Origin of the sequence: Methanoculleus sediminis (assembly GCF_001017125.1) — an archaeon.
Taxonomy (GTDB): Archaea; Halobacteriota; Methanomicrobia; order Methanomicrobiales; family Methanoculleaceae; genus Methanoculleus; species Methanoculleus sediminis.
In genome coordinates, this window is sequence record NZ_JXOJ01000002.1 from 543482 (window position 1) to 556309 (window position 12828).

15 protein-coding genes are annotated in these 12828 nt (G+C 63.6%); 13 read left to right on the plus strand and 2 right to left on the minus strand.

The features are described 5' to 3' along the window. The 3 genes from SZ63_RS05495 to SZ63_RS05505 all read left to right on the plus strand — a co-directional run bounded on the left by SZ63_RS05495 (position 1) and on the right by SZ63_RS05505 (position 4852). Positions 1-1149: a glycosyltransferase gene (locus SZ63_RS05495; protein ID WP_241481252.1), complete on the plus strand. Its 1149-nt coding sequence runs from the start codon at positions 1-3 to the stop codon at positions 1147-1149. An 83-nt stretch (positions 1150-1232) separates the two neighbouring features. Next, positions 1233-3878, plus strand: coding sequence for an oligosaccharyl transferase, archaeosortase A system-associated (locus SZ63_RS05500; RefSeq protein ID WP_048182374.1), 2646 nt, complete (start codon positions 1233-1235; stop codon positions 3876-3878). 5 nt (positions 3879-3883) lie between these two features. Continuing rightward, positions 3884-4852: a histone deacetylase family protein gene (locus SZ63_RS05505; protein ID WP_048182377.1), complete on the plus strand. Its 969-nt coding sequence runs from the start codon at positions 3884-3886 to the stop codon at positions 4850-4852. Positions 4853-4997: 145 nt separating this feature from the next. On the opposite strand, the gene SZ63_RS05510 is transcribed toward SZ63_RS05505, so the two are convergent. Beyond that, positions 4998-6191 (minus strand): YcaO-related McrA-glycine thioamidation protein, encoded by a 1194-nt coding sequence (locus tag SZ63_RS05510; protein ID WP_048182380.1) that lies wholly within the window; start codon positions 6189-6191, stop codon positions 4998-5000. 53 nt (positions 6192-6244) lie between these two features. On the opposite strand from SZ63_RS05510, the gene SZ63_RS05515 reads away from it, so the two are divergent. Next, on the plus strand, positions 6245-6535 hold the full coding sequence (locus tag SZ63_RS05515; protein WP_048182383.1) for a DUF2098 domain-containing protein: 291 nt from the start codon (positions 6245-6247) through the stop codon (positions 6533-6535). On the opposite strand, the gene nikR is transcribed toward SZ63_RS05515, so the two are convergent. After that, complete coding sequence (gene nikR / locus SZ63_RS05520; RefSeq protein ID WP_048182386.1) at positions 6532-6954, minus strand: nickel-responsive transcriptional regulator NikR; 423 nt, start codon at positions 6952-6954, stop codon at positions 6532-6534. The two genes, SZ63_RS05515 and nikR, sit on opposite strands and share 4 nt — an antisense overlap. Positions 6955-7162: 208 nt before the next feature. Here nikR and SZ63_RS05525 point away from each other — a divergent pair, with 208 nt between their 5' ends. From SZ63_RS05525 to rdgB, 9 genes are all read left to right on the plus strand, one after another. Beyond that, entirely contained in the window at positions 7163-8398 is a 1236-nt protein-coding gene (locus SZ63_RS05525; RefSeq protein ID WP_048182389.1) for a translation initiation factor IF-2 subunit gamma, read from the plus strand. Then, positions 8395-8775 carry a type II toxin-antitoxin system VapC family toxin gene (locus SZ63_RS05530; RefSeq protein WP_241481253.1) on the plus strand — a complete coding sequence of 127 codons (381 nt, stop codon included), beginning with the start codon at positions 8395-8397 and terminating at the stop codon, positions 8773-8775. Before SZ63_RS05525 ends, SZ63_RS05530 begins: the two co-directional genes overlap by 4 nt. 8 nt (positions 8776-8783) lie before the next feature. Further along, positions 8784-9350 carry a DNA-directed RNA polymerase gene (locus tag SZ63_RS05535; RefSeq protein ID WP_048182395.1) on the plus strand — a complete coding sequence of 189 codons (567 nt, stop codon included), beginning with the start codon at positions 8784-8786 and terminating at the stop codon, positions 9348-9350. A gap of 1 nt (position 9351) precedes the next feature. Next, complete coding sequence (gene spt4, locus SZ63_RS05540; RefSeq protein WP_048182397.1) at positions 9352-9552, plus strand: transcription elongation factor subunit Spt4; 201 nt, start codon at positions 9352-9354, stop codon at positions 9550-9552. Continuing rightward, a complete protein-coding gene (locus SZ63_RS05545; RefSeq protein ID WP_048182400.1) occupies positions 9552-10037 on the plus strand; it encodes a GTP-dependent dephospho-CoA kinase family protein in 486 nt (161 codons plus the stop codon). Before spt4 ends, SZ63_RS05545 begins: the two co-directional genes overlap by 1 nt. A gap of 76 nt (positions 10038-10113) precedes the next feature. Next, the gene (locus SZ63_RS05550) at positions 10114-10407 is read left to right on the plus strand and encodes a 30S ribosomal protein S24e (RefSeq protein WP_048182402.1); all 294 of its coding nucleotides are present in this window, start codon (positions 10114-10116) and stop codon (positions 10405-10407) included. A 3-nt stretch (positions 10408-10410) separates the two neighbouring features. Next, positions 10411-10566, plus strand: coding sequence for a 30S ribosomal protein S27ae (locus SZ63_RS05555; protein ID WP_048182405.1), 156 nt, complete (start codon positions 10411-10413; stop codon positions 10564-10566). A 79-nt stretch (positions 10567-10645) separates the two neighbouring features. After that, on the plus strand, positions 10646-12229 hold the full coding sequence (locus tag SZ63_RS05560) for a bifunctional N(6)-L-threonylcarbamoyladenine synthase/serine/threonine protein kinase (protein WP_048182407.1): 1584 nt from the start codon (positions 10646-10648) through the stop codon (positions 12227-12229). Continuing rightward, the gene (gene rdgB, locus SZ63_RS05565) at positions 12226-12804 is read left to right on the plus strand and encodes an RdgB/HAM1 family non-canonical purine NTP pyrophosphatase (protein WP_048182410.1); all 579 of its coding nucleotides are present in this window, start codon (positions 12226-12228) and stop codon (positions 12802-12804) included. The genes SZ63_RS05560 and rdgB overlap by 4 nt, the downstream gene beginning before the upstream one ends. The last annotated feature ends 24 nt before the right edge of the window (positions 12805-12828 follow it).

A 12828-nucleotide genomic window follows, 5' to 3' on the forward strand; every position in this document is an offset into this window, starting at 1 on the left:
ATGACAATGAAGATCCTCCTCGTCTCTACCCAGGACTACATTCACCACCCGATTCCCTCGAGGCACCACAACATCTTCGAGGAACTCGCGACACGGCACGAGGTTCACGTGCCACACTTCCACGTCAGCCGGGGCAAGGAACGCGAGACCCTTCTTCACGTCCACGAGGCGACGCGGTTTCCCGTCGAGAGCCCGTTCCTCCACTACACCCTGAACGCACCCCGCCACTACCGGGTCATCAGCAAGATCATCCGCGACCACGATATCGACGTCGTCGTCGGGGCTCACGTCCTCGCGGGAACGGCGATGATCAGGGCGGCGAAGAAGTACGGAGTCCCGGTTGTCTTCGACCTCAAAGACTGGTTCCCCGACTCCGCCGCCGCCTACTACAAGAATCCCGGCGTTCAGTGGCTGCTCCGGGAAGGCGTCCTCGCCATAACCCGCTACAATCTGGACCACAGCGACGTCGTCACGACGGTCTCGCCCGGACTCGTGGAGAAACTCCACCGATACGGCTACGATGCCGAGCTGATCACAAACGGTGTCGATACCGACCTCTTCCGCCCGACTGACGATGGGGCGATGCGTTCCGCCCTCGGGATCGCTCCCGACGCCTTCGTGCTCGGGTTTGCGGGGGCGGTCGAGCGGTGGTACGCCCTCGACGAGGTAATCCGGGCGTTCCCGCAAATCCTCGAGAAGCACCCGAATACGGAACTCCTGATCGTCGGCGGTTCGCTCTTCACCGGCTACCTGGACGAACTGCGGGCGCTTGCGGCCCGGCTCGGGGTCGCCGACCGGGTACACTTCACCGGCGCCGTCGACTACCGCGACCTCCCCGGCTACATCGCGCCGATGAACCTCTGCCTCATCCCGCTCTCTCCCCCCCAATGGATCGATATCGCGCTCCCGAACAAGTACTTCGAGTACTCGGCGTGCGGGAAACCGATCCTCTCCACCCCCATCCCCGACATGCTCCGGATGGGCGGCGACCATATCGCCGTCTACCGGGATAGAGATGAGTTCCTGGAGCGGGTCGACGAACTGGCTCTCTCCCCGGGGCAGTGCCCGGCCGGGATCGAGGAGCACAGCTGGAAGAAGAAGGCGGAGGCGTTCGAGAAGATCTTTGAGCGGGTGACCGGAACACGCTGAAATTCATTCTTTTTCCGGCATCACGGATACGCCAAGGTTATTAATGGTTCGAAGGGAAACAGATTCGTAACAAGGAGTGTCCGATGGCTCATATGGATCTCAAAAAATACCAACCATACATCATCATTGGTATCATCATTCTGTTCGCCCTGCTCACGCTCTGGACGCGGGGCATCCCTTCGGAAGGTCTGGTGACCGCCGAAGGCGTCAATCTCCTGGGCAACGACCCCTGGTACAAGGTTCGCCAGGTCGAGCAGGTCGTGGCCAACTACCCCGGCTACGCCTGGTTCGAGACGATGACGCTCTACCCGACCGGCGACGTCATCTACTGGGGGCCGCTCTTTGTTCAGATTGCCGCAGCGCTCTGCGTCCTCACCGGCGCAGCGACGCGCCCCGAGATCATGCTGGTCGCGTCCTGGGTTCCGCCGCTGATGGCTGTCGCGATGGTGCCGGTCACCTACCTGCTTGCAAAAAAGATCGCCGACTGGAAGACCGGCCTCATCGCAGCGGGCCTCATCGCGGTCATCGGCAGCAACTACGCCTACCGATCCCTCTTCGGTTTCGTCGACCACCATATCGCGGAGACGCTCTTCTCGACGATCTTCGTCCTCGCCTACGTTGCGGCGCTGCTTGCGACGCGTGACCGGCCGCTCTCCCCGAGAAACTTCGAGACCCTGAAGATACCGGTGGTAATGACGGCTCTCGCCGGTATCGCGTACCTCCTCGGGTTCTTCAACATGCCGACGATGATCCTCTTCGCGCTCATCGTGGCAGCCTTCACCCTGGTCCAGTTCATCCTCGACTTCTTCCAGGAGAGGTCGAGCGAATACCTGGTTCTCATAAACGCCGTCGTCTTCGGCGTCGTCATCGTTGGGATGGCGGCATCGGGATTCCCGCACCCCGGCCTCGACCTCTCCCGCTACACCATCGGGCACGTCATCGCCTACGCCGGCCTCATCGCGGGGACGCTCGCACTCTACGGGCTCTCGGTCTTCCTGAAGGGGCGGCCGAAGTACTACTTCCCGGCAGCGCTCGCAGGCGTCGCGGCACTCGCCGTCGCGGTGCTCTACATCGCCCTGCCCGACATCTACAGCCTCCTTATATCGAGCCTTGTCTCCTTCTTCGGCGAAGCGGCGGTCACCACGACCGTCCAGGAGGCGCGGGCCTGGTCGTTTGCCGCCGCCTGGGCGACATTCCACTGGGGCCTCGTCCTCGCGGCCGGCGGGGCTGCCGCCCTCATCTGGCAGAACCTTGAACGGGTGAACCCGGCCCACGTCTTCGTCCTGATCTGGTCGGGGGTCATCCTGGCATCGACCGCCGCACACGTCCGGTACGAGTACTACCTCGCCGCTAACATCGCCCTGCTCTCGGCGGTTTTCGCAGGAGCGGTCATAGATGCGGCCTGGAAAGATGTTTCACGCCTCCTCGGAAGAGGGAGCGGCAGCAAGGCATCCTCCGACCCGGCGACCACCGAAAAGCAGGAGGAGCCGGTAAGGAAGGGAAAGAAAGGCGGCAAGAACCCCGACACCCGGAAGGCAAAGGTTCCCCCGAAGAACCAGCCGGACTACCTCAAAGTCGGGGCCTTCGCCGGGGTCATCGCCGTCACGCTCCTCTTTGCCGGAACGTCCCTCATGGGGAATCTCGCTCTCGCCAACAGCGCGAAGTACGGCGGCATGGACTCACAGTGGATGGAAGCCCTGGAGTGGATGGGCGAGAACACCCCCGACCCCGGTGTCGATTACTATGCGATCTACGACAGGGAGACCTTCGTCTACCCCGAAGAGGCCTACGGCGTCATGTCCTGGTGGGACTACGGCCACTGGATCACCTTCCTCTCGAAGCGGATCCCGAACAACAACCCGTTCCAGCACGGGGTTTCCGGCCCGAACGGCTCCGCGCCCTACTTCGTTTCGACCTCCGAGGAGACTGCCAATCGGATCCTCGACAACGTCGGCACCCGCTACGTCATCACCGATATCCAGCTCGATACCTCGAAGTTCCACGCCCCGGTGACCTGGGCCGACCCCGACGTGGGGCAGGAGCCCTTCCAGCCCTACTTCCTCGTCCCCGTGAGCGCGGGATCGACGAACTACCAGCCGATGCCGTTCAACACCCAGGAGTACTACCTGACAATGGTTTCCCGGCTCCACAACTTCGACGGGTCCATGACCGACCCGACATCGCAGGTGATCTATGCCGAGTATCTGGAACCGGCCGCGGCGAACACCTCCCTCCCGGTCATCACGCGCACCGAGCAGATGAACGCCACCGCAGGCGCGGCCGCGGTGGAGGCCTATAACCAGAACGCGCCGGCGGGTTCGGGCGCAACGCTCCTGAACATGTACTACCAGTTCCGGGGAGACTCGATCCTCCAGCCGCTCGAGCGGGTGCCGGCGCTCCAGCACTACCGGCTCGTCCACGAGACGCCCCGGAACGTCTACGGCAACGTCGGTGAAGGCGGGCCCGATCTCAAGACGGTCAAGATATTCGAGTACGTTCCCGGAGCCACGATCAGGGGCGAGGGGATCATCGAAGTCCCCATCGTCACGAACACCGGCCGGGAGTTTACCTACCGGCAGGAGAGCGTGAACGGTACGTTCGTCGTCCCGTACGCGACGTCCGGGTGGTCGGGCGAGGTGAAGGCGACCGGGCAGTACCGGATTGCGGGCACCGGCCAGGCGTTCGACGTCACCGAAGAGGATATCCAGCAGGGACGCACCATCAACTGACAAGGATGCGGTCTTCAGTCATCTACGGTGACGTCTTTACCAGGCACGACATGGAGGCTCACCCCGAGTCGGGTGCCCGGTTACGGGCGGCCCTCTCGGGAATCCCGGAAAGCGTGCGGTGGCGTGCTCCCGTCCGCGCCACCGAGAGCGATCTCGAGCGGGTTCACGACCCCCGGTACGTCCGGTGGGTGCGGGAGATGGCGACGGGAACCTGTTTCCTGGACGTGAACACCTACGTCACCTGCCACTCCTTCGATGCCGCATCCTATGCCGCCGGGTCGACCTTCGCGGCGGTGGAGCGCACGCTCGAGGGCGAGCACCTCTTCGCACTGGTCCGCCCGCCGGGCCATCATGCCGAGCCCGATCGCGCAATGGGGTTCTGCATCTTCAACAACGCCGCCGTCGCGGCGGCGAAAGCACTTCAGTCGGTCGACCGGGTCGCGATCCTCGACTGGGACCTGCACCACGGCAACGGCACCCAGACGGCTTTCTACGGGAGCGACCGGGTGCTCTACTGCTCGGTGCACGAGGAGAACAGTTTCCCGAAGACCGGGTGGGTGGACGAGATCGGCACCGGGAGAGGCCGGGGCTACACCCTCAACGCCCCGATTGCGCCGGGCTCAACGATCTCCGATTACCAGTATGTCTTCGAGGAGGTCTTCGTCCCGGCGATCGCCCGGTTCCGCCCCGACGTCCTGATCATCTCGGCCGGGCAGGACGGCCTCGCCGACGACGAGCACGGCCGGATGAACCTCGAACCCGACGATTATGGGGTCCTCGCCGGGATACTGATCGACGGCACGGATCTCCCCCTTGCGCTGACGCTCGAAGGGGGCTACGGCCCGTCGATCGGGGAGGCGATTTACGCAATATTCAGGGCTCTATCAGGGAAGCGGTTTGAGCCCGGGGAGAAACCACTGAACCGTGGGACGAAAAGGGTTGTGGACCTCCTGAAGAAGGTCCGGTTCTGTTGAGTGCGACGCTCCGCAAGGAGCGGAGCTTGAGAAAACGCAAAGCGTTTTCGAGTTGCGACGCTCCGCAAGGAGCGGAGCTTGAGCACCGTCAGGTGCGAACGGAGTTCGATCGCGCCGCGGAGGTGGGGGGCAGGAACCTCCGGGACTAAAACCCGGGGAAATTCTCGCCCTGCGTGGATCGCCTCCGGTCGGGGTCCATGTGCGACACCTCAAACCCGGGGGCGACAACACGCACCACCGGCACCGCGGTCCTCGAAAGGTCGCAGACGCAGACCCGGTCGGTGTAGGGGCCCATCTCCTCGAGCCCCCGCTGGATATCGAGGTCGAACCGCCGGGTGCTCGCGTCGGGGACGGCGGCGATATCGACGGTATCCGCGTCGGCAAACCACATTCTGTTGATCCGCTTCAGCCGCTCGTATCCGGCCTTCCTGATGATCATCTCCCGCTGGGGATCGTTCGCGCCGCCCTGGAGGTAACTCCCCCGGCTCTGGGCGACCTCGGTCAGGGCACGGAGTGCCGCGATCTCCGGGGAGAGATGCGTCCCCGACCCCATGACGAGCATCGCCGGATCCTTCGTGACGGTGTCGTCCGCGGCCGCCGCGACCGTGGGGATACCGGTCTTCCCGTCGAGCAGCCAGAGGTGGATATCGATCCCGTTCTCCTCGAACCGGTCGAGAACCTCGCGGGCGGCGCACTCCTTCTCGATGATGAGACGGCGGCCGAGGTCGCGTTTCTGCTCGGCGATGCTGAGCGCGTCCCGCTCGATCACCTCGAGGAGAGCGTGCAGGATCGCCTCCTCGATGACGTTCCCTGATGCCAGCCCGTTCGTATCGCTCCGAAAGAGAGGAACCGCCATGCCGAGCGAGTCGTAGGGGTGGAAGACGGCGTTGCTCGGGACGCAGATCTCCTCGTCGTTTAAGATATCCCATGCCGGCGTCCAGTGAACCTTCTCCCCCTGCTCGAGTTTGCGCGGGAGAAGGAGGTCTTCGGGATGCACCGCCCGCCCCGGGCCGAGCTCCTCGTAGGTTGCGTACTCCATCCGGTCGCCCCGGTACTCGGCGCAGTAACGCTCGAGCGCCTCCATCATCGCCGAGACCCGGGCGTGAACCGGCTCCTTACCCTTTCCTGCGTGGACGCGAGCCGCTCCCCGCGCCGCTCCCGGCCGGACCGCCGCAAAAACCGGGATCCCGATACGGTCGAGAGGGGTGACGTCGATGATCTCGGTGACACCGATCTCCGTCATCAGCGGCTCCACGACGGCACGGGTCTCCTCCGGAGACCGCGAACGATGGGTTCCATCAAAGTACAGCTTCTCTACCGGGCGAATCGTGATTGCCATTGAAGATACCTTGGAGGTGATACCTTAATAGTATGGCAGATATACTACCTCGTATGAGCACGGATGACGTAGCAGTGGGCGCAGTCGTCCGGTACCCACGCACCGGCACGACCGGGAAAGTCGTGCGGATCGAGGAGATCGACGGTCGGAGGTACGCCGAGATCGACAGCACCGGACTCTATTACCGGGTGGACGAACTCATCGGCGCCGACAAAACGACCGGGAAGGTAGAGAGAGAGGACCGCTCTCTTGAGGAGTACCTCAAGGAGCACAGGGAACTCCAGGAGCAGCTCGAAGAAGTCTGGAGTAAAGGAACCGATCAGAGCTGCGAGGGCGGCGGTTAACCCTCGACCGGTATGGTGGTGAGTTTCACCGCCTCAACGCCTTTTTGCGCCATCAGTCTCTCGGTAATATCCTTCAGTACGGCTCCGTCCCCCCGGATCAGGATCACTTCGAGGCACTTGTTGTGGGTCACGTGCGAGTGCAGGGATGCCTGAATGCTGCTGGCATACTGGTGCTGGATCTCGGTGAGCGTCTGGAGCAGCCCACGCTGGTCATGGTCGTAGACCATGGTGATGACGCCCTGGCGCTCGCCTTTTACATCGGATATCCACTGGTAGTGAGTGATATAACTTCGTATTGAATCCCGTATTCCTTCGGAACGGGAGGAGTACCCCCGGAGGGTCAGGATCTCGTCGAACTTATCGAGGAGGTTCTTGGGGAGAGAGATCCCGATACGTGAAAGTTCAGTATCGCCTGGCATTGCGATCAATTTTCATATCTCTCTTCATAGAGTATAAATATTCGCTAACAACCAGGTTATTATTCATACTTCGTATGCCGAACCGGGGGTGACAGCCGGGAGATCGTCCGCGCGTAGTATGAAAGCGCGGTACCGGGCGGCAGAATAATCCCTACTGATTATGTATAAGTAGTGTCACTATATATTGGATAAGGAGGTTCGAAAACTTTTGCGAGATGCATTCATTCCCGGTGTCAATATTGGGCTCGTAGGTCATGTCGATCACGGCAAGACCACTCTGGTCAGCGCGCTGACCGGTACCTGGACGGACAGGCACAGCGAGGAGATCAAGCGCGGCATCTCCATCCGGCTCGGCTACGCGGACACGACTTTTTACCGGTGCGAGAACTGTGAGGGGGCTGATGCCTATACCTCCCAGCCGGAATGCCTGAGCTGTGGAGAAAAGGCGGTTCCATTCCGGACGGTCTCGTTCGTTGACGCTCCCGGCCACGAGACGCTGATGGCGACGATGCTCTCGGGTTCCGCGCTGATGGACGGCGCGATGCTCGTCATCGCTGCAAACGAGGTCTGCCCGCAGCCCCAGACCAAGGAGCACCTGATGGCGCTCGAGCTGATCGGCATCAAGAGGATCGTCATCGTCCAGAACAAGATCGACGTGGTTACGCAGGCCGAGGCACTGGAGCACTACAAGCAGATCAAGCGGTTCGTCAAGGGCACCATTGCCGAGAACGCACCCATCATCCCGGTCTCCGCGCAGAAGGGAGTCAATATCGGTGCCCTGATCCAGACCCTCGATGAGGTCATCCCGGAGCCCGAACGCGATCCGGAGGTCGACCCGCTGCTGCTCATCGCACGGTCGTTCGACGTCAACAAACCCGGCTGCAGCTGGCGGGACGTGAAGGGCGGCGTCATCGGCGGTTCGCTCATCCGGGGAGTGCTGCGCGAGGGAGACGACATCGAGATCCGCCCCGGCAGGCAGGTCCAGATCGAGAACCGGACGAAGTGGGAGTCGATCGAGACGAAGATCACCTCCATCAACGCAGGCAGGATCGGCGTGACCGAGGCAGCGCCCGGGGGCCTCCTCGGCGTCGCGACAAAACTCGATCCGGCACTGACGAAGAGCGACGCACTCGCCGGGCAGGTTGCCGGGCTCGCGGGGAAACTCCCGCCGGTCTGGGAACGGCTGAAGTTCGACGTGACGCTCATGGACCGGGTGGTCGGCGCGGACAGCGAGCAGATCATCGAGCCCTTAAAGCACAAGGAGCCGCTGATGCTCTCGGTCGGCACCGCCGTCACCGTCGGCGTGATCGTGAACACGAAGAAGAACCAGGTGGAGGTTCAGCTGAAACGGGCGGTCTGCGCGGAGGTCGGCGCACGGATCGCCATCAGCAGGCAGGTCGGCGGACGATGGCGGCTGATCGGCATGGGTGTTCTGGTCGAGTGAGGGTGCTCCTCGACACGAACGCCCTGCTGATGCCGGCCCAGTTCGGGATCGACCTGTATGATGAGCTTATGGGCCTCTTCGGGGATTTCGAACCGGTAACGCTCGAAGAGGTGGTCGGTGAGCTCTCGGGGCTCGCCCGGGGCCGCGGCCGCGATGCGGCTGCCGCCCGCGTGGGCCTTGCAATGGCCCGGCGATCGACGGTCGTCCCGAGCGGGAGTGCCGCGGAGCATGTGGACGACCGGGTGATCGAGTACGCCCGGCGGGAAGGATGCATCGTGGTGACGAATGATCGGGAGCTCCGGAACGCTCTCCTCCGCGAGGGGATCGACGTTGTTTCGATGCGGAGAGGGAGAACACTGGAGCTGATGAGGGGATAAGTGAAACCATGTATTATAAGATGACGCTGGAGGACAAGGTGCGCGTTCCGCCGCACCGCCTCGGGGAAGACCTGGAGAAGGTTATCCTCAACGTACTGCAGGAACAGCTGGAAGGCAGCATCGCGAAGGAGATCGGCATCTTCATTGCGGTGACGAATATTCTCAACGTCGGCGAGGGGGAGTTGATCCCCGGAGACGGTGCCGTCTACTACGACGTCAGGTTCGAGGCGGCGGTGCTCCGCCTGGCGCTCCAGGAAGTGATCGAGGGCCAGGTGGTGGAGACGACGAGTTTCGGCGCCTTCGTCAGCCTCGGGCCTATCGATGCCATGCTCCACGTGAGCCAGATATCGGACGAATACATCAACTACGACGAGAAGAACGGCAGGCTGATCTGCCAGGACTCGAAGCGGTCGATTGCCGTCGGCGACGGTGTCCGGGCCCGGATCGTTGCGCTTTCGCTGAACGAGCGCGAGCCGAGGGAGAGCAAGATCGGCCTCACCATGCGCCAGTCGGGCCTCGGAACCACGACCTGGCTGGAAGAGGAACTCGAAGAGGAGAAGAAGGGGGCGGCATAAGATGGTCGTCCGCAAGAAGGTGCTCAAGGTCTGCCGCGAATGCCACCGGGTCGTCGAAGGCGAGGCTTGCGTGATCTGCGGCACGTCGAATCTGAGCGATGACTGGGCGGGCTACGTCGTGATCATCGACCCGGAGCATTCGGAGATCGCAAAGAAGATGAACATTACCATGGCCGGCAGGTACGCGCTGAAGGTCCGCTGATGCTCCGGCTTCCCGAAGCGCACCGGGGTCTTTTCAAAAAACCGTTCGGCACCCTTTATGCGAGTGTCGACGAACTCCTCCCCCGGCTCGAAGGCCGGGCGGTCTACGCCGTCGGCGACGTGGTGACCCATAACCTCCTCGCCGCAGGGATCGTCCCCGACATCGCCATCATCGACGGCTACACGATGCGCATACCCTGCACCCGTTCGCCCCTGCTCCAGGCGAGACGATTGACGGTGAAGAACCCTCCCGGCACGATCACCGGCGAACTTGAGGATGCGATCGCGGAGGTCGTCGGACATCCTCCCGGGGTGATCTTCGTCGACGGCGAGGAGGATCTCGCGGTCATCCCGCTGGTCCTCGCCGCGCCGGACGGGGCCGCCGTCCTCTACGGCCAGCCGGGAGAGGGGGTCGTCCTCCGGCTCGTGGACGCGGCGGCGAAACAGGAAGCCGCATCGATGCTGAGTGTCTTCGTGCGCGGGTGAGGGATGCGGCAAAAGGAGTTCCCGCACCCCATCCCAGAGTATAAATAAACCGCCCAACAATATTTTAGGGATATCGATGGACTTCGAAATTACCCGTGATGTGAGGAACGAGCTGTTGAAGAGGAGAGAACTCGAGTTTACTCTCACTTTCGACGGACCGACGCCCTCGCGGAAGAGCATTCAGGAGAAGCTCGCCGCACTGCAGAACAAGAATGAGAACCTCCTCGTGCTGGACCTGGAGAGAACCCGGTTCGGGAAGATGGAACTCTTCGGCCGTGCCCGGATCTACGACGACGAGGAGACCAGGAAGTCGACCGAGCGGGAGTACCTGCTCAAGCGCGGCGAGCCAAAGGCGGAGAGCGAGGCGTAAAGCATGGCGGTCAAGAGATACGAGTGCTATGAAGTCAAGGGCGACGCGGCGGTTCTGCAGAAGCGGCACTGCCCCCGGTGTGGCCCCGGCGTGCTGATGGCCGCGCACAAGGACCGGGTAGCCTGCGGCAAGTGCGGCTACACCGAGTTCCAGAAGTAGATCCTCACCCGGATACAAGATACGGACGCGGCATCGGCCGCGGCCGGCCTTTTTCTCGTAACGGAGCGATACCTGTTTTATGCCTGATACGATACCCGACGACGGGCTGGTGCTGGGGCTCGAAGGAACCGCGTGGAACCTCAGTGCCGCTCTCTTCGGGGACGAACTCATCGCCCTCCATTCGTCGCCGTACGTCCCGCCGAAGGGCGGGATCCACCCGCGGGAGGCCGCGCAGCACCACGCCTCGGCGATGAAGGAGGTCGTCTCCCGGGTGCTCACGGAGCCGGAGCGAATCCGGGCGATTGCCTTCTCGCAGGGGCCCGGGCTCGGGCCGTCGCTCCGGACGGTGGCGACCGCCGCACGCGCCCTCTCGATCGCCCTCGGCGTGCCGCTCGTCGGCGTCAATCACTGCGTGGCGCACGTCGAGATCGGGAGGTGGGCGACCGGGTTTTCCGACCCGATCGTTTTGTATGCGAGCGGCGCGAACACGCAGGTGCTTGGTTACTTAAACGGCCGCTACCGGATATTCGGGGAGACGCTGGATATCGGACTCGGGAACGGGCTCGACAAGTTCGCCCGGAGCCACGATCTCCCGCACCCGGGCGGGCCCGCCATCGAGAGGCTTGCGCGGCAGGGGAACTACATCGAGCTCCCCTACACGGTGAAAGGGATGGATCTCGCCTTTTCGGGGCTCGTCAGCGCCGCCCAGGAGAGCGGCGCGCCGCTCGAGGACGTCTGCTTCGGCCTGCAGGAGACTGCGTTCGCGATGTGCGTCGAGGTGACGGAGCGCGCGCTCGCCCACGCGGGCAAGGACGAGGTGCTGCTGGTCGGCGGGGTCGGGGCGAACGGGCGGCTGCAGGAGATGCTCCGCGTGATGTGCGAGGAGCGGGGGGCGGCGTTCGCCGTTCCCGAACGGACGTTCCTCGGCGACAACGGCGCGATGATCGCCTATACGGGCAAGATCATGCTGGAGCACGGTGTGACGCTCCCCCTCGAAGAGTCACAGATCCGCCCCGGCTACCGGGCGAACGAGGTCGAGGTGGCCTGGCGGACTGAGCCCGGCGAGGTCTTTTCTATCGGGCCGCACGAGGGCGGCGTCGCCCGGGGTGCGGAGGCGGTCGTGGAGATCGGTGAGGAGGACGTCGTCAAGCGCCGGCCGAGCAAGCGCTACCGCAACCCGGCCCTCGACCGGCGCCTGATTGCGGAGCGGACCCGGGCGGAGGCGCGGCTGATCGCGACGGCGCGGCGGGCGGGCGTTCCCACTCCGGTGATCCGCGACGTCACCGCGGACACGATCGTGATGGAGCGCATAAAGGGCGAGGTGCTGAAGTACGTCGCCGCGCCCGAGACTATCCGGCTCGCGGGCGAGGCGGTCGGGAGGCTGCACGGGACGGGGATCGTCCACGGCGACCTGACGACGAGCAACATGATCGTCCGCGACGGCCAGTGCGCCCTGATCGACTTCGGGCTTGCGTCGACGTCGTCCGAGGTCGAGAGCCGCGGGGTCGATCTCCACGTATTCTTCCAGACGCTCGAGAGCACGACGGAGAACTTCGAGGAGCTGAAAGCGGCCTTCGTGGAGGGTTACACGGCCGTCTTCCCGGGGGCGGACGAGGCTCTTGCCCGGGAGCACGAGGTCGAACTGCGGGGGCGGTACCTGTGAAGGTCGCGGTGGTGACGAGCAACGCCAATAAGGCGCGGGAGGTGGCGGCCTACTTTGCGGGGGTGCTCACGGTCGAGCACGTGCCGCTCGCGTGCCCGGAGTTCCGTCACGCCGACGTGGGGGAGATCGCCCGGGGGAAGGCGGAGTTTGCCTATAAAACGCTCTCCCGGCCGCTGATCGTCGACGATACCGGGCTTTTCGTCGACGCGCTCGGCGGGTTCCCGGGGCCGTACGCCGCCTACGTCCACGACACCATCGGCAACGCCGGGGTCCTGAAACTCATGGAGGGCGTGGAGGACCGGAGCGCCCGCTTCGAGACGGCGATCGCCTTCGCACGCGAGGACGGCATCCGGGTCTTCCGGGGAATCCTGCCCGGGACGATCGTCCCCCCCCGGGGGGAGGAAGGGTTCGGCTACGACCCGATCTTCGAGCACGCGGGGCGGACGCTCGCCGAGATCCCGCTATCCGAGAAGAGCAGGATCTCTCACCGGGCACGGGCGCTCGAGGCGTTCCGCGCCTGGGTCGAGCGGGAGGCCGGAGACGACAGAACTGTTAATATGAGCAAGAACGAATAGTACCCAACTGACAAGTGGTGTTTT

Bases quoted from the DNA above. Each gene is read 5' to 3' on its own strand.
- SZ63_RS05495 (WP_241481252.1), top strand. From the start codon at position 1: ATGACAATGAAGATCCTCCTCGTCTCTACCCAGGACTACATTCACCAC.
- SZ63_RS05500 (WP_048182374.1), top strand. From the start codon at position 1,233: ATGGCTCATATGGATCTCAAAAAATACCAACCATACATCATCATTGGT.
- SZ63_RS05505 (WP_048182377.1), top strand. From the start codon at position 3,884: ATGCGGTCTTCAGTCATCTACGGTGACGTCTTTACCAGGCACGACATG.
- SZ63_RS05510 (WP_048182380.1), bottom strand. From the start codon at position 6,191: ATGGCAATCACGATTCGCCCGGTAGAGAAGCTGTACTTTGATGGAACC.
- SZ63_RS05515 (WP_048182383.1), top strand. From the start codon at position 6,245: ATGAGCACGGATGACGTAGCAGTGGGCGCAGTCGTCCGGTACCCACGC.
- nikR (WP_048182386.1), bottom strand. From the start codon at position 6,954: ATGCCAGGCGATACTGAACTTTCACGTATCGGGATCTCTCTCCCCAAG.
- SZ63_RS05535 (WP_048182395.1), top strand. From the start codon at position 8,784: ATGTATTATAAGATGACGCTGGAGGACAAGGTGCGCGTTCCGCCGCAC.
- spt4 (WP_048182397.1), top strand. From the start codon at position 9,352: ATGGTCGTCCGCAAGAAGGTGCTCAAGGTCTGCCGCGAATGCCACCGG.
- SZ63_RS05545 (WP_048182400.1), top strand. From the start codon at position 9,552: ATGCTCCGGCTTCCCGAAGCGCACCGGGGTCTTTTCAAAAAACCGTTC.
- SZ63_RS05550 (WP_048182402.1), top strand. From the start codon at position 10,114: ATGGACTTCGAAATTACCCGTGATGTGAGGAACGAGCTGTTGAAGAGG.
- SZ63_RS05555 (WP_048182405.1), top strand. From the start codon at position 10,411: ATGGCGGTCAAGAGATACGAGTGCTATGAAGTCAAGGGCGACGCGGCG.
- SZ63_RS05560 (WP_048182407.1), top strand. From the start codon at position 10,646: ATGCCTGATACGATACCCGACGACGGGCTGGTGCTGGGGCTCGAAGGA.